Source organism: Clostridium saudiense (assembly GCF_000577815.1).
Lineage (GTDB): Bacteria > Bacillota > Clostridia > Clostridiales > Clostridiaceae > Clostridium > Clostridium saudiense.
In genome coordinates this window covers 21,623-42,242 of the sequence record NZ_CBYM010000003.1, presented here as the reverse complement: position 1 = coordinate 42,242, position 20,620 = coordinate 21,623, and the positions used below count along the sequence as shown (strand labels likewise).

At 27.6% G+C, this 20,620-nt stretch carries 19 protein-coding genes; 17 read left to right on the top strand and 2 right to left on the bottom strand.

Annotation, left to right across the window (positions count from 1 at the left end; translation table 11 throughout):
• Positions 1-2: 2 nt before the first annotated feature.
• The 5 genes from TY07_RS02500 (at position 3) to TY07_RS02480 (ending at position 5,725) form a co-directional block, all read left to right on the top strand.
• A complete protein-coding gene (locus tag TY07_RS02500; protein WP_042394884.1) occupies positions 3-665 on the top strand; it encodes a Dph6-related ATP pyrophosphatase in 663 nt (220 codons plus the stop codon).
• Entirely contained in the window at positions 658-2,133 is a 1,476-nt protein-coding gene (locus TY07_RS02495; protein WP_042394882.1) for a cobyric acid synthase, read from the top strand. Before TY07_RS02500 ends, TY07_RS02495 begins: the two co-directional genes overlap by 8 nt.
• A gap of 402 nt (positions 2,134-2,535) precedes the next feature.
• Positions 2,536-3,918, top strand: a complete 1,383-nt coding sequence (locus TY07_RS02490) for an ABC transporter substrate-binding protein (RefSeq protein ID WP_042394881.1) — start codon at positions 2,536-2,538, stop codon at positions 3,916-3,918.
• Positions 3,919-4,007: 89 nt separating this feature from the next.
• Positions 4,008-4,850, top strand: a complete 843-nt coding sequence (locus TY07_RS02485; protein WP_042394879.1) for a carbohydrate ABC transporter permease — start codon at positions 4,008-4,010, stop codon at positions 4,848-4,850.
• On the top strand, positions 4,850-5,725 hold the full coding sequence (locus tag TY07_RS02480; RefSeq protein ID WP_042394878.1) for a carbohydrate ABC transporter permease: 876 nt from the start codon (positions 4,850-4,852) through the stop codon (positions 5,723-5,725). Before TY07_RS02485 ends, TY07_RS02480 begins: the two co-directional genes overlap by 1 nt.
• A 48-nt stretch (positions 5,726-5,773) precedes the next feature.
• On the opposite strand, the gene TY07_RS02475 is transcribed toward TY07_RS02480, so the two are convergent.
• Positions 5,774-7,150 carry a GntP family permease gene (locus TY07_RS02475; protein ID WP_042394876.1) on the bottom strand — a complete coding sequence of 459 codons (1,377 nt, stop codon included), beginning with the start codon at positions 7,148-7,150 and terminating at the stop codon, positions 5,774-5,776.
• A 223-nt stretch (positions 7,151-7,373) separates the two neighbouring features.
• On the opposite strand from TY07_RS02475, the gene TY07_RS18265 reads away from it, so the two are divergent.
• From TY07_RS18265 to TY07_RS02465, 3 genes are all read left to right on the top strand, one after another.
• On the top strand, positions 7,374-7,511 hold the full coding sequence (locus TY07_RS18265; protein WP_172676168.1) for a hypothetical protein: 138 nt from the start codon (positions 7,374-7,376) through the stop codon (positions 7,509-7,511).
• A 208-nt stretch (positions 7,512-7,719) separates the two neighbouring features.
• Positions 7,720-8,118: a GntR family transcriptional regulator gene (locus TY07_RS02470; RefSeq protein ID WP_042394874.1), complete on the top strand. Its 399-nt coding sequence runs from the start codon at positions 7,720-7,722 to the stop codon at positions 8,116-8,118.
• 2 nt (positions 8,119-8,120) lie between these two features.
• Positions 8,121-9,512, top strand: coding sequence for a PH domain-containing protein (locus TY07_RS02465; protein ID WP_042394870.1), 1,392 nt, complete (start codon positions 8,121-8,123; stop codon positions 9,510-9,512).
• A 193-nt stretch (positions 9,513-9,705) separates the two neighbouring features.
• On the opposite strand, the gene uvsE is transcribed toward TY07_RS02465, so the two are convergent.
• Positions 9,706-10,668, bottom strand: coding sequence for a UV DNA damage repair endonuclease UvsE (gene uvsE, locus TY07_RS02460; RefSeq protein ID WP_042394867.1), 963 nt, complete (start codon positions 10,666-10,668; stop codon positions 9,706-9,708).
• 259 nt (positions 10,669-10,927) lie between these two features.
• On the opposite strand from uvsE, the gene TY07_RS02455 reads away from it, so the two are divergent.
• From TY07_RS02455 to TY07_RS02415, 9 genes are all read left to right on the top strand, one after another.
• A complete protein-coding gene (locus TY07_RS02455; RefSeq protein WP_042394864.1) occupies positions 10,928-11,494 on the top strand; it encodes a zinc dependent phospholipase C family protein in 567 nt (188 codons plus the stop codon).
• 145 nt (positions 11,495-11,639) lie between these two features.
• Positions 11,640-13,595, top strand: coding sequence for a GTP-binding protein (locus TY07_RS02450; RefSeq protein WP_042394861.1), 1,956 nt, complete (start codon positions 11,640-11,642; stop codon positions 13,593-13,595).
• A 13-nt stretch (positions 13,596-13,608) separates the two neighbouring features.
• On the top strand, positions 13,609-14,439 hold the full coding sequence (gene nudC / locus TY07_RS02445; protein WP_052330582.1) for an NAD(+) diphosphatase: 831 nt from the start codon (positions 13,609-13,611) through the stop codon (positions 14,437-14,439).
• A 139-nt stretch (positions 14,440-14,578) separates the two neighbouring features.
• Positions 14,579-14,758 carry a (2Fe-2S)-binding protein gene (locus TY07_RS02440; RefSeq protein ID WP_042394858.1) on the top strand — a complete coding sequence of 60 codons (180 nt, stop codon included), beginning with the start codon at positions 14,579-14,581 and terminating at the stop codon, positions 14,756-14,758.
• A gap of 18 nt (positions 14,759-14,776) precedes the next feature.
• On the top strand, positions 14,777-15,340 hold the full coding sequence (locus tag TY07_RS02435) for a hypothetical protein (protein ID WP_042394855.1): 564 nt from the start codon (positions 14,777-14,779) through the stop codon (positions 15,338-15,340).
• A 173-nt stretch (positions 15,341-15,513) separates the two neighbouring features.
• Positions 15,514-16,380, top strand: coding sequence for an SDR family oxidoreductase (locus TY07_RS02430; RefSeq protein WP_042394852.1), 867 nt, complete (start codon positions 15,514-15,516; stop codon positions 16,378-16,380).
• Between the two features lie 271 nt (positions 16,381-16,651).
• Positions 16,652-18,739, top strand: coding sequence for a molybdopterin oxidoreductase family protein (locus tag TY07_RS02425; RefSeq protein WP_042394849.1), 2,088 nt, complete (start codon positions 16,652-16,654; stop codon positions 18,737-18,739).
• Between the two features lie 13 nt (positions 18,740-18,752).
• Positions 18,753-19,160 carry a 4Fe-4S dicluster domain-containing protein gene (locus TY07_RS02420; protein ID WP_042394846.1) on the top strand — a complete coding sequence of 136 codons (408 nt, stop codon included), beginning with the start codon at positions 18,753-18,755 and terminating at the stop codon, positions 19,158-19,160.
• A complete protein-coding gene (locus TY07_RS02415; RefSeq protein WP_042394843.1) occupies positions 19,160-20,386 on the top strand; it encodes an NAD(P)/FAD-dependent oxidoreductase in 1,227 nt (408 codons plus the stop codon). The genes TY07_RS02420 and TY07_RS02415 overlap by 1 nt, the downstream gene beginning before the upstream one ends.
• The last annotated feature ends 234 nt before the right edge of the window (positions 20,387-20,620 follow it).

The window sequence follows — 20,620 nt, the reverse complement described above, 5'->3', positions numbered from 1 at the left end:
ATATGAAAAATTTTGTAATGTCATATAGTTGTGGAAAAGATAGCACTTTAGCATTGTATAGAATGATAAAGGCTAGCAATACTCCAGCAGCTTTACTTATAACAGTAAATAAGGGTGAAAATAGGTCATGGTTTCATGGAGTTCCTAGAGAGTTAATAGTTGATATTTCTAAATCACTAAATATACCATTAATATTAGTAGAAACAAGTGGTGATGATTACGAAATTAAATTTACTGAAAAATTATTGAAAGCTAAAGAAAATTTTAAAATAGATTCTTGTGTTTTTGGTGATATAGATTTAGAACCACATAGAGAATGGTGTACATCAAGGTGTAATGAAGCTGGAATAGAGGCAATTTTCCCTTTATGGCAAGAAAATAGAGAAGAACTAGTATACGAGTTTATAGATAGTGGATTTAAAACAGTTATAAAGAATGTAAAGCTTGAGTGTATGGGAGAAGATTTCCTAGGGAAAGTTTTAACAAAAGAAGTAGTTGAAGAAATAAAGAAAACAGGTTCAGATGCTTGTGGAGAAAATGGAGAATACCATACTTTTGTATATGATGGACCAATATTTAAGTATCCAATAAAATTTAAAAGCTTAAATATTATAAAAAATGAAACACATGGTTTTTTAGATGTAAAGGAAAGTGAAAATGAATAAGATAATGGTTTTAGGAACAGCATCTGGAGTAGGTAAAAGTACCGTAGCAACAGCTTTATGTAGATATTACAGAAATAAAGGGTTTAAAGTAGCTCCATTTAAAGCATTAAATATATCATTAAATTCATATGTAACTGAAGATGGATTAGAAATGGGAAGGGCACAGGTTGTTCAAGCAGAGGCTTGTGAATTAAAGCCTATGGCATATATGAATCCTGTTTTATTAAAGCCAAGTGGAAATAATAAAACACAAGTAATTGTAAATGGTAAAGTTCATTCAATGATGAATTCTTATAAATATAAAGAATTAAATAAGGAATTAAAAAAAGTAGTTAAAGAGACTTTTGATAAATTTTCAAAAGACTATGAGGTTATGATATTAGAGGGATCAGGAAGTTGTGCCGAAATAAATTTAAGAGAAACTGATATAGCAAATATGTCTATGGCAAAATCTGCTGATGCAGATGTAATTTTAGTAGCTGATATTGATAGAGGGGGAGTATTTGCTTCTGTAGTTGGAACTTTAATGTTACTTGAAGAAAATGAGAGAAAAAGAGTAAAGGGTGTTATTATCAATAAATTTAGAGGTAATGTCGATTACTTTAAAGATGCAATGACACAGTTAGAAGAAATAATTAATATACCTGTATTAGGAGTATTACCTTATTTTAAATTAGATATTGAAGATGAAGATAGTGTTACTGAAAGAATAAAAAATAATAAAATAGAAGATTTAGATATAGCAATTATAAGATTACCTCATATGTCTAATTTTACTGATTTTAATAGTTTAGAAATATTAGATGGTGTTAGTGTTAGATATGTAGAAAATATAAGCGATATTAGTGAACCAGATTTAGTAATTATTCCAGGAACTAAAAATACAATAAATGATTTAAGAGTAATTAAGAAAAATGGACTTTTCAATAAAATTATTGAGCTTAAGAATAAAGGAACGATGATATTAGGAATTTGTGGAGGGTATCAAATGTTAGGAGATAACATAATGGATACACAAGGAGTAGAGGGTGAAATAACAACAGAAGAAGGTTTTGGATTTTTAAGCATTGATACTATCTTTAATAATGAAAAAATAACTCAACAAACAAAGGGATATATAAAAAATTCTTGTGATGTATTAAGTAAATGTGTTGGAATAAATGTATATGGTTATGAAATACATAATGGTATAACAAAGGTTAAAGATAAAGGACAAGTATTCATTGAAAATGAACATGGACATATACAAGGTTCATTTAAAGATAATGTTTTAGGAACGTATTTACATGGGATTTTCGATGAGGGAGATTTTCTTAATACATTTATAAATTCATTAAGAATAAATAAAGGAATTAATATTTTAGATAAAGAACTAATTGATTATAAACAATATAAATTAAATCAATATGATGAATTAGCAAAACTTTTTGAGGAAAATATAAATTTAAATAGAATATTCAATATGTAATAAATAAAGAGTAATTTAAAATTTCAAATTACTCTTTATTTATGGAAGTTTAATAAAGAAAATATCTATGTAAATATTAATATAGACTTAAAATAAATATGAAATAGTTAAAATTTAAAACTTTATTTACTAATAGTTTAAATTATTTGAATAAAAAGGTGTAGATTAATAAAAAAGGAAAAATATATTGATTTAAACAATAATTTACAGTAAAATAAAATTATAAGATGATTTGAATTAATATAAAATAAATGGATTTTTTTAATGCAAAAAGGAAACGGTTCCAGCAACTATTCTAAGTTAAATTTAGGAAGAAATATTTTTTTAAATGTTATATAAAGATTTACAATATATCTGTAAGTCATTTATATATAAAGTATATTTAAGGGGAGAGGGAAGTTTATGAAGATTAAAAAATTATTAGCTATTGCTGTTGCAACAACATTAGTTGCAGGTGCATTTGTAGGATGTGGAAGTAAGGGGGACAGTACTGGTGATGCTACAAGTGATTCTAAATCATCAGGAGAGGAAATTTATTTTTTAAATTTCAAACCGGAAATTGCAGATGTATATAAAAAGATAGCTGAAGAGTATGAAGCAGAAACTGGAGTAAAGGTAAAAGTTGAAACTGCAGCTAGTGGTACTTATGAACAAACGTTAAAATCTGAAATTGCAAAGAAAGATGCTCCAACAATATTCCAAATTAATGGACCAGTTGGATATCAATCTTGGAAAGACTATTGTTTAGATCTAAAAGATACAGAACTATATAGTCATTTACTTGATAAAACTTTAGCAGTAACAGATGGTGATGGCGTTTATGGTATTCCTTATGCTGTTGAGGGATATGGAATTATTTATAATGATGAAATAATGCAAAAATATTTTGCTTTATCAAATAAGGCAACTGATGTTACATCTATAGATGACATTAATAATTTTGATAAATTGAAGGCTGTTGTAGAAGATATGGAAGCTAATAAAGATGAATTAGGAATTCAAGGGGTGTTTGCATCTACTTCAATGGCATCAGGTAATGCGTGGAGATGGGAAACTCACTTAGCTGATTTACCACTATATTATGAATTTAAAGACGATGCTGGGGAAAATGGAGATGTTCTTCAAACAGGATTAGATGCCAAGGAAATTGATTTTAAGTATAATGAGAACTTTAAAAATATATATGACTTGTATACTAATAACTCAGTTTCAGAGAAGGGGGTATTAGGTAATAAGAGTGTTGATGATGCTATGGCTGAATTTGCATTAGGTGATTGTGCTATGGTTCAAAATGGTAATTGGGCTTGGTCACAAATCAGCGATATCGATGGTAATACAGTTAAAGAGGAAAATATTAAGTTTATGCCTATATATACTGGTATTGATGGAGAAGAAAATCAAGGTCTTTGTATTGGTACTGAAAACTATTTAGCAATAAATAGTCAAGTTTCAGAAGAAAAGCAACAAGCATCAATTGATTTTATAAATTGGTTATTTACAAGTGATACTGGAAAAGCTTATGTTTCAGGAGATTTAGGCTTTATAGCTCCATTTGATACATTTGATGATGACGAAAAGTCAGCAGATCCATTATCTAAGGAAGTTTTAAATTGGATGAGTAAAGATAATGTAAATACTGTTCCTTGGATATTCCAAGCATTCCCAAGTCAAAACTTTAAAGATACATTTGCTGGTGCTTTACTAGAATATGTACAAGGTACTCAAGATTGGGATTATGTAGTTACTACAGTTAAGGATTCTTGGAAGGCTGAAAAGGCTCAATAATTTTTAAATAAGGCAGCATATAATATGTGCTGCCTTTATTAAAGAATAGTATTAATATTTAAGCATAAAAATTTAAGGGGGATGAGACTATGCAAAAAGGGTTAAAGAAGTATTTTTGGTTATTTGCATTACCTACATTAGTAGCTTTTGGTATAGCTTTTTTGGTCCCATTTATAATGGGGATTTACTTATCATTTACCAAATTTACTACTGTTACTAATGCAACTTTTATAGGATTAGATAACTATAAAAAAGTATTTTCTACACCAGAATTTATGAATGCATTAATTTTTACAACTAAATTTGTTGTTGTGTCAGTTATAACTGTAAATGTATGTGCTTTTGCACTTGCATATCTTTTAACTAGAAAATTAAAAGGAACTAACATATTTAGAACTGTTTTCTTTATGCCGAATCTTATAGGTGGTATAGTTTTAGGTTATATATGGTTAATTATTATTAATGGAATATTAAATTATTTTGGTGTAAATTTAACTATGGATCCTAAGTATGGATTTTGGGGATTAGTTATCTTACTAAATTGGCAACAAATAGGATATATGATGATAATATATATTGCAGGTATACAAAACATACCGGGTGAACTTATGGAAAGTGCTAAAATTGATGGTGCTTCTAAATGGATGACATTAAGAAAGATAACTATACCGCTAGTTATGCCATCAATTACCATTTGCCTTTTCTTAACAATGTCAAATGCATTTAAATTGTTTGATCAAAACTTAGCGTTAACTGATGGTGCACCAGGTAATAAAACGGCAATGCTTGCATTAGATATTTATAAGACATTCTATGGAAGAGTAGGATGGGAAGGTGTTGGTCAAGCTAAAGCTGTAATCTTCTTCTTAATTGTAGCAGTAATAATGTTACTTCAATTAAGTATAACTAGAAAGAAGGAGGTTGAAAATTAATGGAAGCTAAATTGAAAAATGATACAGAACTTAATTTAAAGTATGAACCTAAGAAAAAGAATAATGTACTTTTATATTTAATATTGATTATATTATCTATTGTATTTTTAGCACCTATTTTTATAGTTTTATATAATTCATTTAAGGGTAAATTATATATTAGTAGATCTCCATTTGCTTTACCAAACTCAACTAGTTTTTCAGGACTTGCTAACTATGTTAATGGTATAGATAAGACTGGCTTTATTTCAGCCTTTGGATATTCTTTATTTATAACTGTTGGATCAACAGCTGTAATTATATTATTTACATCAATGACTGCTTGGTATATTACAAGAGTAAAATCAAAATTTACAAGTTGTTTATATTATTTATTTGTATTATCTATGATAGTTCCTTTCCAAATGGTTATGTTTCCAATGAGTAAAGTTGCAAACATGTTAAGCTTAGATAATCCTCTTGGGATAATAATAATATATTTGGGATTTGGATCAGGGTTATCTGTCTTTATGTTTAGTGGGTTTGTTAAATCAATTCCAATAGATATAGAAGAAGCCGCAATGATTGATGGATGTTCACCGGTAAAAACATTCTTTTTAATTGTTTTACCGTTATTAAAGCCTATTGCAATAACAATAGCTATATTAAATGTAATGTGGATATGGAATGACTACTTATTGCCATATTTATTGTTAGGAACAGAATATAAGACTATTCCAATTGCAGTACAATATCTACGTGGAGGATATGGCGCAGTTGATATGGGAGCGATGATGGCTATATTAGTTCTAGCAATTATACCAATTGTAATTTTCTATTTAACATGTCAAAAACATATAATTGAAGGTATAGCAGCAGGAGCTGTTAAGGGATAAAAATATATGTATAATATAAAACCTCAAGATTATTCTTGAGGTTTTATATTATACAAAGCTTAAAGATACTAATATAACAATTATTATAGTTGTTAATATTGGAATGATAACTGAAGTAACAAATATATCTTTATAACTTTGCTTATGTGTCAAACCACAAATTGCAAGGGTGGTTATAACAGCACCATTATGTGGTAGAGTATCTAAACCGCCAGAGGATAACGCAGCAATTCTGTGTAGTATTTCCGGGGAAATTGATAAAGTTTGACTCATCTCTATAAATGTTGGTGCAAGAGCAGATAAACTTATACCTAATCCACCTGAAGCAGAAGCTGTAAGACCACAAATAACATTAACAGATATTGCTTCAGAAATAATTGGGTTAGAAGAAATATTCATTATGCTAGTTTGAATATTTGTGAAAATTGGTAATGCTTTAATTATGCTACCATATCCAACTATTGCACTTGAGTTAAGTAGAGGTAGAAAGGAATTCTTTACCCCTTCATTAAGAGATGCATTTAAATTTTTAAATTTCTTAAAATTAAGTAAAATTATATATATGATTGCTAAAACAATTGAAATTATTACACTCCATGTACCAGATACCTTATCTAAAGTAACACCATATTTATCTAAATAACTTCCATCAGTATTAGGAAAATAAAATTTAGATAATGTGAAATTAGTTATAAATATAATTAATATGGGCATTATTGACAAAATAATATTAGGTAAATTTTCATTTGAATCAATTTTATGAGTATCTTTATAATTTCCATATCCTTCACCATTGATCTTTGCTTTTTTAGCTCTTCTTGTAAGCCATAGCATACCAAAAGTAAACATTATTATACTTGCTATGATTCCAAGAATTGGTGCAGCAAAAGTATCTGTTCCAAAATAACTCATAGGAATTACATTTTGAATTTCAGGAGAACCAGGCAGAGCAGTCATTGTAAAGGTGAATGCTCCTAGTGCAATAGTTCCAGGTATAAGTCTTTTAGGAATATCAGCTTCTTTAAATAAAATATTTGCAAGCGGATATAAAATAAATGCAACAACAAAAAGTGATACTCCTCCGTAAGTTAAAAAGGCACCAGATAAAACTATTGCAAGTATTGCTTTATCCTTGCCTAATTTATTTGTTATAAATGAGGCAATAGATCTACCATATCCAGCTTCATCCATTAACTTTGCAAAAATTGCACCTGTTAAAAATAGTGGAAAATAGCTTTTTACAAATCCAGCAAATCCACTCATATAAACTTCAGTATAATTAACCATTAAATGACCATTAAGACCAATAGAAATTAAAATAGTTAATAACCCTATAATAGGTGCAGTTATTATTGTTGAATATCCCTTATATGCTAAATACATAATTAGAGATAATGAAATTATTAAACTAATTAAGCTTATCATTTGTTTTCTCCTTACTTTTTTACTAATTTTATTATATGTACTAATTAAGAAAAGTATTATATAATGAATATCAATAGATAATAATTATTATATAATAAAAATATAATTAGTAAATAAATATTTTTATAAAGGAAACTTACTACTTACATTCGTTTGTAGAAGTAAGTTCAATTATCTAAATTAAAATTTATAATTTTACTTATAATGGAAAGGAATAAAAGAAATGAATAAAAAAGAATTAAAAGAAAAAAAGCAAATTGAAATAGAAGCACCTAAAAAAATAAAATATCAATGTTTACATACTGAAGAAGCGCGAGAATGTACATGTATCAGAAGTAAGGGCTTAGTATTAAAAAAATAATTTTAAAAGCAACATTAATTATTTTTATAACTTAATTAATGTTGCTTTTTTTTATTTAGAAGCTAAGAATATGTTATATATGGGGGTGCCCATTGTTAGAGTAAGTGTTATAACAGCTAGTCATCAGATAAATTTTTAAATTTAATATTGTTTATTTGTATAGTTTGTATTATAATTAATAATACAAACTATACAAAGGGGATAAATTATGATTATTAAATTAGATATGACTAGCAATATTCCTATTTATGTACAATTAAGAAATGAAATTGTAATGGGAATTGGAAGAGGAGAATTAAAAAAGGGGGAAGGTTTGCCAACAGTTAGACAAATGGCAGAAGATATAGGGGTTAATAATATGACTGTTAATAAGGCATATACAATACTAAAAAACGAAGGATATATAGAAATAGATAGACGTCATGGAGCTAAGGTTAGTCCATCATTAGATACAAGCAAAGAATTTAAGGAAAAATTAGAAGGTGAACTAGAGCTTATAATTGCTGAATCTGGTATAAAGGGAATTGAATATAAAGAATTCATGAAAATGTGTGAAGATATTTATAAAAATATGAATGGCTTAAATATAGCATGGAATGAGGGGTAAATATGGGGGTTTTTAATATTATTTGGGGGAGTATACCTGTAGTTGTTTTGTTATCAATGTATTTTAATTGTAGATATATGATTAAGGGAGATAAAAATATTTTAATTGGAGTAACTATTCCATTTTTAGAACTTAAAAATGAAAAAGTATTAGACATAGTAAAAGAGTTTAAGAAAGAAAATATAAAAGGTTTTATTATTGCAGCTATTTTATTTATTCCATCTTTTTTCTTTAAATTAAATTCAAATCAAATATTATACTTTTTTTTATGGTTAATTGGAGTATATATTTTTACTAGAAGTTTATTTATTAAATATAATAAAAGGTTAATGGATTTAAAACGAGAAAATAATTGGTTATTACCAAGCAAAAGATTAGTAACTATAGATACTGAAGTTACTCGTTTAAAAGATAAAATGCCAGTATCTGTTCTTTGGTTTATTCCAAGTTTTATAATCTCATTATTTCCAATAATAATTGTATTTAATAATATAAAAGAGTATGGAGTTTCACTTGGAATTGCAGCAAGTAATGCATTAATAGGTAATATAATTTTCTTAGTTATGTATAAGGTATATTCTAAGGGGAAAACGGAAGTTATAAGTGAAGATACAAATGCTAATATAGCATATAATACAGTATTTAAAAGAACATGGACAATGGGAACTATAATAGCGGCTACAATCCAAAGTATTGGTATGTCATTTATGTTTTCACTTTTCTTAAATAATAATAATAGTAAAATATTATTTATTTTATCTGTAATAATACCTTCAAGTATTATTCTTTTTGGCATATTTTATATAAATAATAAAATAAAAGAAGAACAAGGAAAAATATTAAATACTTGTACAAATCCTATTTATACTGATAATGATGAGTTTTGGAGCAAAGGTGTATATAACAATCCTAATGATAGAAGTGTAACTGTTGAAGATAGGGCAGGCTATGGAATAACTTATAATTTAGGAACTAAAAAGGGAAGAAGAATTTATTATGGTAGTTTAATATTCGCTGGAATACTTGTAATAGGGATAACAGGAAGCTTGATAAGAATTGATCATTCTAGTTTTACTTTAAATATTAAGAATAATTTTGTAAAAATAAATGCTCCAACTTATGGAACTGAGTTTAATATTGATGATATTGAAGAAATAACAATGCTAGATAGGCTACCTTCAGGAATAAGAACTAATGGGGTTGGTGCTTCAACATATAATCTTGGTAATTTTAGTATAGATGGTTATGGAAAGTGTAAATTATATCTTTACTTTGAAAATCCAAATTGTATTAGCATTAAGTTAAAAGATGGTAGATATATTTTCTTTAATAGTAAGAGTAATGATGAAACATTAAGATATTATGCTGAATTACAAAAATTATTAGAAAAATAGAGGAGAGCTTTTATATAATATATAAGAAAATAATATAAAGTTTGTCCTAAAAATAAAAAATAGTAGCTAATCCATTAAATTGGATGCTACTATTTTTTGAATGCTATATGTCGAATAAACTAAAGTTGTATGGTGTAAAATATATTGCAGTATGTTTTACATCATTTTTTATTATGTACTATTTTTCACATATTTATACAATAAAAGTGCTTTCATCGACCCATTTATATTCAGGTTTCAATTCTTTTATATCACTTGCAAGTTTAAAGAGAGCTAAATCTTTTTCTTTACATTCTAGCATAATATCAATATCAGTATTAAATAATTTTATATTTTCTAAGAAGTTTATAAAATCATGTGGATTAATAAAATCAGAATGTTTTCTATCGTTCTCCCCATTTTTAGGAGAGGAAAAGTGAAGTTTAGGGGGAAGCTTTTCATTTTTCCAAGTATCAAATATTTTAGGAATTAAGTCATATATATTATCATTAGCATTATTACAATTATGATGATGAACATCTAAAACCATGGGTAAATTTAATTCATTACATAAATTTAATGTTTCGCGTGCTGTATATGTTTTATCATCATTTTCAATAATTATCTTTGATTTGACTTCTTTAGGAAAAGTATTGAAATTAGTAATAAATCTTTCTAATCCCGCTTCTTTGCCATTTGTAGCTCCACCAACATGGATTACCATTTTACCTAAATCATATTTAAAATCATCAAACCATTCAGCTTGTCTCAATAGATTTATTTTTGTGTTTTCAACTACTTTAGGATTAATACTATTTATTACATTAAATTCATCAGGATGTGTATCGACCCTCATATTAGATTCATTTATAAGCTTTCCTACATATTCAAAATCCTGCTTTAAAAATTCTCTATGCCCCCAATATCCAACTTCAGGATGAGTTACTAATGGGATTAGTGCTGATGTAATCCTATAAAAGTGAATGTTGTTTTCAATATTATATTTTATTATTTTTTCTAAATCATGTAAGTTTGATGCAGCAACAGTTTGTAATTTTTCTAATTTTTTTGATGGAAGAACAATTTTATTATAATTTGAAAATGTTACTGTGCTAGAAGAAGTTACCTTTTTTCCTAATTTCTTTGAAATTGCAACGTATCCTAATCTAATTTTCATAATTAGCCTCCAATAATTAAGGTAATTAATAATTCTTATTTATTATGTGCAAAATAAAATAGTCATATGTTAAGAAATTAATCATAAATATTTAAATGTAATATTTATTTTCATAGCTAATATTGGTTGTAATTTATAAAATATTACACAGCAGCCAGAATAAATACAAAAAATTTACAATCACAATTTAGATTTATGATGTATAATAATATTATCGGGATTATATATAATATTAATTCCTGATAGGGGGAGAACTCTTATGTTAATAAACACACATTTAGCCATTGGCTCATATTGTTATAAAATTTGTAATGAAAAATATAATTTAAATTTAGATAAAAAGAGATTCTTACTTGGATGTATAGAACCAGACCTACACAAAAGAAAAAATAAGATTAAACACACATATAGTGTTTCAAAAGATAAGATGCTTGAATATAAAAAATACATTGAAAACAATGATCTTGATATTAATGAAGTATCTTTTATTGTAGGTAAAATTGCTCACTATATAGCAGATTGCTTTTGTAAATATCATTTAGAAGAGTATTACGGAAAGGATATGAAGGATCATTTCGTATATGAATTATTATTGCACAGAACATTAAAAAAGGCATTAAAAGAAAAGGATGAAATTTTTAATGAAATATTAAATAATATCAATGAATCAAGAGATTATTTAGAGGAATTAAGAATTAATAGAAAAGAATATCTTGATTTAGAAGAAGATTGTTTAAATGATGTTTATTTTACAATTAAAACAACTTGTCAGTTACTATATTTAACACAAAAATATTTTATAAAGATAGCAGAATCATATATTTAATAAGGCGAATTATGCACATTAAAGGTAAATAATATTACTTTTAATGTGCATTTTTTATAATTAAAACATTTTAAAAATGGCAAAAAATTCTTAAGGTGATATAATTAAAAATATAAATTTTCACATAATTAGCAAAGGAGATTATATGAAGAAAACAATAGGAGTACTAGCTCATGTAGATGCTGGAAAAACTACATTTTCTGAGCAAGTTCTTTATCATACAAAAAGTATAAAAACAAGAGGAAGAGTAGACCATAAAAATTCCTTTTTGGATAGTCATGACATAGAGAAAAAAAGAGGGATTACAGTATTTTCAGATCAAGCAGTATTCGATATAAATGACTCAACATATTATTTAATAGATACCCCAGGGCATATAGATTTTTCTTGTGAAATGGAAAGAGCTATAAGAATAATGGATTATGCAATTGTCATAGTAAGTGCAGTTGAAGGGGTACAAGGACATACGGAAACAGTTTGGAATTTACTAAGAAAGTATAAGGTTCCTACATTTTTCTTTATTAATAAATTAGATAGAACGGGTGCAGATTTAAAAAGAGTATTACAAGAAATTAATAATAATCTTTCTAAGGATGTTTGTTTTATAACGGATTTAGAAGAAATGAATGAGGAAGTAATAGAATTCATAGCTGAAAAAGATGAACTTCTTTTAGAAAAATATTTAAATGATGAATATGAAAATAATTTATGGGTAAATAAATTAAGGGATTTAATAAGAGAAAATAAAATATATCCATGTTTTAGTGGTTCTGCACTTCAAGATGAAGGTATAAGAGAATTTTTAAATGTATTAGAAGAATTGACATCTACTAATTATGATTCAAGTTGTGAATTCTCAGGGATAGTAAATAAAATACGATATGATAGTAATGGAACGAGAATTACATTTATTAAAGCATTAAGTGGTAAACTAAAAGTAAGAGATGAAATAGAAATTTCTAAAGCAGATACAAATATAAAAGAAAAGATAAGTAGTATTAGAATTTATAATGGAAATAAATTTATTACTGTAGATGAAGTTGAAGCAGGTGATGTTTTTGCAGTAACTGGTTTATCAACAGTAAATGCTGGAGATGGAATAGGTATTTTAAATAATAAAGTAAATTTTAATATGATTCCAACTTTAATGTCTAGCGTTATATATGATGAATCATATAATGAAAAAGAAGTCTTAAAGTATTTTAAGATATTAGAAGCTGAAGACCCTGCATTAAATGTGTTATGGAATGAAACGCATAAAGAAATTCAAGTTCATATTATGGGTAAGATTCAATTAGAGGTTTTAAAAGAAATTGTATATGAAAGATTTAATTTAAAAGTAGACTTTGGGCCTTGTGAAATAATGTATAAGGAAACTATAACAAATGAAGTAAGAGGTTATGGGCATTTTGAACCATTAAAGCATTATGCAGAAGTTCATTTAAAACTTGAGGCTCAGGCTAGGGGAACAGGAATTGTGTTTGAAAATAAGTGTCATGCTGATGACTTAACAACAGGACAGCAAAATTTAATTAAAACTCATATTTTTGAAAGAAATCATCACGGACTATTAACAGGTTCTGATATTACGGATATTAAAGTTACACTTTTAACAGGAAGAGCTCATAACAAACATACAGAAGGAGGAGATTTTAGAGAGGCAACATATAGGGCATTAAGGCAAGGTTTAGAAAAAGCTCATAATATATTATTAGAGCCATTTTATAGATTTACAATAGATGTAGAATTAGATTATATGGGAAGAGTTTTATCAGATATACAAAAGCTAAGTGGTAAATTTAATACTCCTGAAACTAATTTAAATAAGGTTAGAATAATGGGAAGAGGACCCGTATCAACATTTATGGATTATAGCATGGAGCTTATTGCATTTACAAAAGGAAAAGGTAATATAAGTTTAATGTTTGATGGATATGATATATGTCATAATACTGATGAAATTGTGGAAAAAATAGGATATAATAAAAATGCAGATATAGAGTATTCTTCAAACTCAGTATTTTGCTCTAAAGGACAAGGATTTATTGTACCTTGGAATGAAGCTGAGAAATATATGCATTGTGAAATATTAGAAGAATAAGATTGGAGGAATTATGATTAATACTGATGACTATATGAAATTTGTATCAGATCCTTTATTTCCAGAGGAAAATAAAGAGGGGGATTTATGGTTTTTATTTCAAGATAAAATGCTCTTAGTTAAAGAGGATATGGGAAAGATTAATATTCCGACATTTAAGGATGTAAAGCAATTAATAGATGGATTAGAAATAAAATATCACCTTGGAAAGCTAAAAGATAAACATTGCTTTTGTGGTGAAATTAATTCTGCGGTGAAAGTATCTGGAGAGTTAAAGTTTATTACATTAAGAGAAAGTGCTGCAATTATTGATAAAGAAAGTGTATCAGTATCAGGAAAGGCTGCTCAGATAATTCATTTCCATAAGACGAATAAATATTGCGGAATATGTGGTGGAAAAAATGAGTTTGCTAATAATGAATTTGCAATGAAGTGTAAAGAGTGTGGATATACATGTTATCCTAAGGTTTGTCCTGCAATTATAGTAGGAATTACCAAGGGGGATAAAATATTATTAGCAAATAATAAAAACTTTCCTGAAGGATTACATAGTACTATTGCAGGGTTTGTAGATGTAAATGAAACATTAGAAGATTGTGTAAGACGTGAAATATTAGAAGAGGTTAATATAAAAGTAAAAAATATTAAATATTTTGATAGTCAACCTTGGCCATATCCAAATTCTATAATGATTGGATTTACAGCTGAATATGAAAGTGGAGAAATCAAAGTTGATGGAGAGGAAATACTTCATGCTGATTGGTATAGTAAAGATAACCTTCCTATATTACCTGATAAAACAACAATAGCAAGAAGAATAATTGATTCAATAATATGTAAGTAATCAATTATTAATAAATTAATTTTTTTCATAAGTAAATTAGTTTAAATTAATAAGTTAGAATAATAGATTTCATGTATGTTAAAACTATAAATATACATACAACTATAGATATAAATAGTAATATTATGGAGGAATATATATGGATAAAACTAAAAAAATTTGTTATTGTTTTAATGTTTCTGTTGAAGATATCGAAAGAGCAATAGAAAATGGAGCTGATACTTTTGAAAAAGTTCAAAGTGTAACTAACTGTGGAAAGGGATGTGGTTCTTGCTTAGCTGAAGCTAAAGCTGTTGTTGATGAATTATTAAAAAAATAAACAGTTTAGGGAGGAATTATGAGTAGGTTGGAATCTTTTATTAAAAATTTGTGTGGTAAATTTAATAACCAGGCACAAATAAAAAAAGAAGAAAGTGAAGGTGAAATCATACATCCTAAGGCTAAACATATAAATGCGGTATGTAATCAAAAAATTAAAAATTTACCCCAAAATTTTAAGGGGTATTTTGTAATAGAAGAAAGCTATTATGAAACTGAAAAAGGTAAAAAAATATTACCGCATTTATTTTTATTTACATTAGATAAAGAAAATAATGTTGTATTAACTTCCTATGAATTACCGAAAGGAATATCTAAAGAAGAATTTAGAAATGACAATGGTTCTTTAATTATGGATTATAGTACTTTAGTTAAGTCTGAAAAGTTCAATCCTATGATTTATAAAGAGGAAAATGGATCTTTTTATGGAGAAAGTATAAGTGATTTTGGAAATGGTACTATTTTTACATTAAAAGAAAGAACAGAACATGGAAAGTTGTATGTAAGTGAAATTTTTGAGAAAAATGGAAAAGTAATATTTGGATTTAAGGATCCTATAGTCTATGATAAAGTATTTGGTTAATATAGAGATAAAATTGAATGGAATTGCTAATGCAATTCCATTTTTTATAAAGTGAAATTTATTTAATAAAAAATAAACTATTAATTAACAGATAAGATTTTTATAAAAAAGAATTATAAATCATAAAGTAACTAATAATAAATTATGACAAGGATTTTTTAAGGAGTGATTATATGAACTTTCCAACAAGTTTTCCAGCACAACATCAAAATATTCATCCAGGTTTTGAAAGTGAAATGAATCCAGTACCTATATACTATGATGAAAAGTATATAAAAAGTGGAGATTTACTAAAAGATAAAGTTGCAATAATAACTGGTGGAGATAGTGGAATAGGTAGAGCAGTAGCTATTGCTTATGCATATCAAGGAGCTGATATTGTTATAGTTTATTACAATGAAAAAAAAGATGCTGAAGATACTAAAAAATTAATAGAAGCTACAGGAAGAAAGTGTAGTATTTATTCAGGAGATATTTCAGACGTTACTTTTTGTAGTTCAGTAATAGAGAATGTAATTAAAGAACATGGAAAAATAGATATATTAGTAAATAATGCAGCAGTTCAATATGAATGTAAAGATTTTAAACAAATTTCAGATTCTCAATTTGATAAAACTATGAAAACTAATATTTATGGAACTTTTTATATGTCAAGAGAAGCGTTAAAACATATGAAATCAGGTTCATGCATTATAAATACAGCATCAGTTACAGCTTTTGCAGGAAATGAAAAACTTATAGATTATTCAATGACTAAAGGTGCTATTGTAACATTAACAAGATCTTTATCAACATCATTAGCAAAAAATAAAAGTGGTATAAGGGTAAATGCAGTAGCTCCAGGACCTATATGGACACCACTTATTCCATCAAGCTTTGAAAAGGGAGAAATTCCACAGTTTGGATCAAATACTCCTATGGGTAGAGCAGGTCAACCTGTTGAATGTGCTGGTGCATATGTATTTTTAGCATCTGAAGCAGCTTCATATATTACAGGTCAAACTATTCACATAAATGGAGGCGAAATAGTAAATAGTTAAATTTAAATTAACATTATGATGAATATTTTACTAGTAAAATTGAATTAGTGTAAAAGTTTAAATAAGCTAATAGGTTATTTATAAAAAAATCTAATGGCTTATTTTTACTTTTATTAAATAAAAAAGAGATTTTAGCAATAATATTGTTAAATAAATGACAAATAATTTGTGATTATAATCACAGTTGCATATAACCTTTAGTGATAAAATGAATCTGAAATAATACTGAATATAGAGTTTATTAAAATCACGAATTGGAGATGGGAGTAATATGAAGAAGATTCAATCAACATGTAATTTATGTGCATTAGCATGTAATGTAGATTTTTATGTAGAAAATGGTAAGATAGCTAAGGTTTCTCCTACTGTTGATTACCCTGTAAATAAAGGTTTTTGTTGTATAAAAGGATTAAACTTAGATAAGCAACAAACAAAAATTAAAGCAAGAAAAAGCCCACTTTTAAGAGATGAAAATGGAGAAATGAAAGAAATTTCATGGGAAGAAGGCTTTAAAACATTTGCTAAAAAAATGACAAGCATTCAAGAAAAATACGGTAAAGAAAGTGTTGCCTTCATTAGTACAGGACAAATGCCAACAGAAGATATGGCTTTATTAGGACATGTAGGAAGAAACTACATGGGCATTAATGGTGATGGTAATACAAGATTATGTATGGCTACATCAGTAGTTGCTCATAAACAAAGTTTTGGATTTGATGCTCCACCATATACATTAAATGATGCAGAACTTTCAGATACAATAATTTTAATTGGAGCAAATCCAGTTATAGCTCATCCAGTATTCTGGGGAAGAATTAGAGAAAATAAAGAAGCTAAAATAATAACAATAGATCCAAGAAGATCAGAAACTGCTATGAATTCTGATATATGGATAGATATTAAACCAAAGGCTGACTTAGTATTAATGTATACTTTAGCTAATGTTTTAATAGAAAAAGGATATATTGATGTTAACTACATAGAAAATCATACAGAAGGATATGAAGATTTCAAGAATCATGTAGCTAAATTCACTTTAGATAAAGTTGAAGCTGAAACAGGAATAAGTGCGGAAAGAGTTTTAGAATTAGCTGAAATTATTCATGCAGGAGAAAGAGTTTCATTCTGGTGGACAATGGGAGTTAATCAAGGTTACCAAGCAGTTAGAACAGCTCAATCTATAATTAATTTAGCATTAATAACAGGAAACATGGGTAGACCAGGTACAGGTGCAAACTCTTTAACTGGACAATGTAATGCTATGGGTTCAAGAGCATTTAGTAATACAGCAGGACTTTATGGTGGTGGAGATTTCGATAATCCAGTACGTAGAAAAGCAGTTGCTGAAGCTTTAGGTGTAGATGAAAGTGTACTTGCTACAAAACCAACAATTCCTTACAATGCAATAATTGAAAAAGCAATTGCAGGAGAAATTAAGGGGTTATGGGTAATTTGTACAAACCCAAGACATTCATGGGCAAATAATGAAGAATTTGAAAAGTGCGTTAAAAATCTAGATTTCTTCGTAGTTCAAGATATATATGAAGATACTGATAGTGCTAAACTTTGTGATTTATACTTACCTTCTGTTCCAGCAATCAAAAAAGAAGGGGTATTAATAAATACTGAAAGAAGATTATCAAAGGTTAATCCTGTAATTGAAAAAGAAGAAGGAGAATTATCAGATTTCGAAATCTTCTATAACATTGGTAAGGAACTTGGAATGGGAGATTTATTAAAAGGATGGGAAACTCCAAGAAGTGCTTTTGAATTATTAAAGAAATGTTCTAAGGGAATGCCTTGTGATATTACAGGTGTAACTTATGAAATGTTAGAAGGACCAAATATGGAAGGTTCAAGAGGAGTTCAATGGCCATTTAGAGCTGGAGAAACTTTAGTGGAAGATGAAAGAAGATTATATGAAGATGGTAATTACTATACTCCATCAAAGAAAGCTAAATTCCACTTTGAAGATATAGCAGAAAACCCAACACAAACAAGTGCAGAATTTCCATATATATTTAACTCAGGAAGAGGAACAGTAGGGCAATGGCATACTCAAGTTAGATCAAGAGAAATTGCTGAGTCAGAAAGAATTTACTCTAAGGAATCATATGCATTTATGCATCCAGAGTTAGCAAAAGAATTAAATATAGAAGAAAATGAAAGAGTTTCAATAGCTTCTCAAAATGGAGTAACTAAAGACTTTACTATAAAGATATCTGATCATGTAAAGAAGGATCATTTATATGCACCAATTCATTATATTGAAACAAATGCACTTACTCCTTCAGTTTATGATCCATATTCAAAGGAACCATCATTTAAAACAGTTGCAGTAAATATCATTAAAAAATAGAGGGTGACTAAAGATGAAAAGAATTAAGATAGATAGAGATAAATGTGTTGGCTGTTTAACTTGTACAACAGCATGTATTGTAGCTCACGAGTCAGAGGATACAAGAAGTAGAATAACAATAGATAGTAAAGGTAAATATGCTCCAATATTCTGTAGACATTGTGATAGACCAGAATGTGTTTATACTTGTATGACAGGTGCTATGAGTAAGAATAAAGAAACTGGATTAGTAGAATATAATAAAGATCACTGTGCTAGTTGTTACATGTGTATAATGGCATGTCCTTATGGAGTATTAAAAGCTGATAGCAGAATGCATAAAGAAATAATGAAATGTGATGCATGTAAGGAACATGGAACAGCACAATGTGTAGCTAAATGTCCTATGGGAGCAATTACTTTAGAGGAGGTAACTGAATAATGAGATATGTAGTTATAGGAGCCTCTGCAGCAGGTATAAGTGGAGCTAAAACTTTAAGAGAATTAGATAAAAATGCTGAAATAGTATTAATATCTAAAGATGAAAATGTATATTCAAGATGCATACTTCATCATTACATTTCAAGTCATAGAGATGTAGATGCCTTAAACTTTACAGGTAAAGAGTTTTTTGAAGAAAACAATATTACTTGGATGAAAGGTTTAGAAGTTAAAGCATTAAATGATAAAGAACAAACTTTAGAGCTATCAAATGGTGAGACTTTAAGTTATGATAAATTATTAGTCTGTAGTGGAGCATCTGCATTTATACCTCCAGTACTAGGACTTAGAGAAGGTAATAATGTAGTTGGGCTAAGAAACTTAGATGATGCTATATTAATAAAAGAACAAGCTAAAAAAGTTAAGAATGTAGTAGTTTTAGGTGCTGGTCTTGTTGGAATAGATGCAGTTAGTGGATTACTTGGACAAGGATTAAATATATCTTTAGTTGAAATGAGTAATAAGATACTTCCATTACAATTAGACAAGCATGCTTCAGATGTATATGAAAAGAAATTCATTGAAGAAGGTGTTTCTTTAAAGTTAGATGTTAAAGCAGAAAAGTTACTTTTAGATGAAAATAACAATCCAAAAGCTTTAGTATTAAATACTGGTGAAGAAGTTCCATGTGAATTAGTAATAGTTGCTACAGGGGTTAGATCTAATGTTGCATTTATGGAAAATAGTAATGTTGAATGTGATAGATTTGGATTAATAATTGATGCAAAAGGGCAAACTAATATAGAAAATATATATGGAGCTGGAGATGTAACGGGAAGAAATCCAATATGGCCAACAGCTGTTAAAGAAGGTATAATAGCAGCACATAATATGTTAGGAAAAGAAATGGTAATGACTGATTTCTTTGGAAGCAAAAACACAATGAACTTTGTAGGTATAGCTACAATGTCTCTTGGTATGGTAGAACCAGCTGATGAAACTTATATAGTTGAAACTAAAGTTGAAGATAATAACTATAAAAAGATAATCCATAAAGATGGAAAAATCTATGGTGCAATAATTCAAGGAGACCTTTCTTATGCTGGAGTTTTAACTCAGCTTATTAAGGAAAATATAGATGTATCAAAAGTTACAAAGAGTTTATTTGATATAGATTATGCTGATTTCTTTAACATAGAAAAAAACTTTGAGTTTAGTTATAAGTAAGAGCCCAAATTTTAATTTGGTTGCTCGAACTTACTCCTCCGAACGCATGTGAGGAGTGAGTTTCATTTATAAGAGCCCAAATTTTAATTTGGTAATTTGGCAAGTTAATATATAATAAAAAGAGTTAGAGGGAAAGGGGAGAGTTTTAATATATATTAAATAATCTTTTGCCTCTAACTTATTAAATTTAAATAAAATATATTTACAAAAATGTTAATAAGATTTAAAATCAAA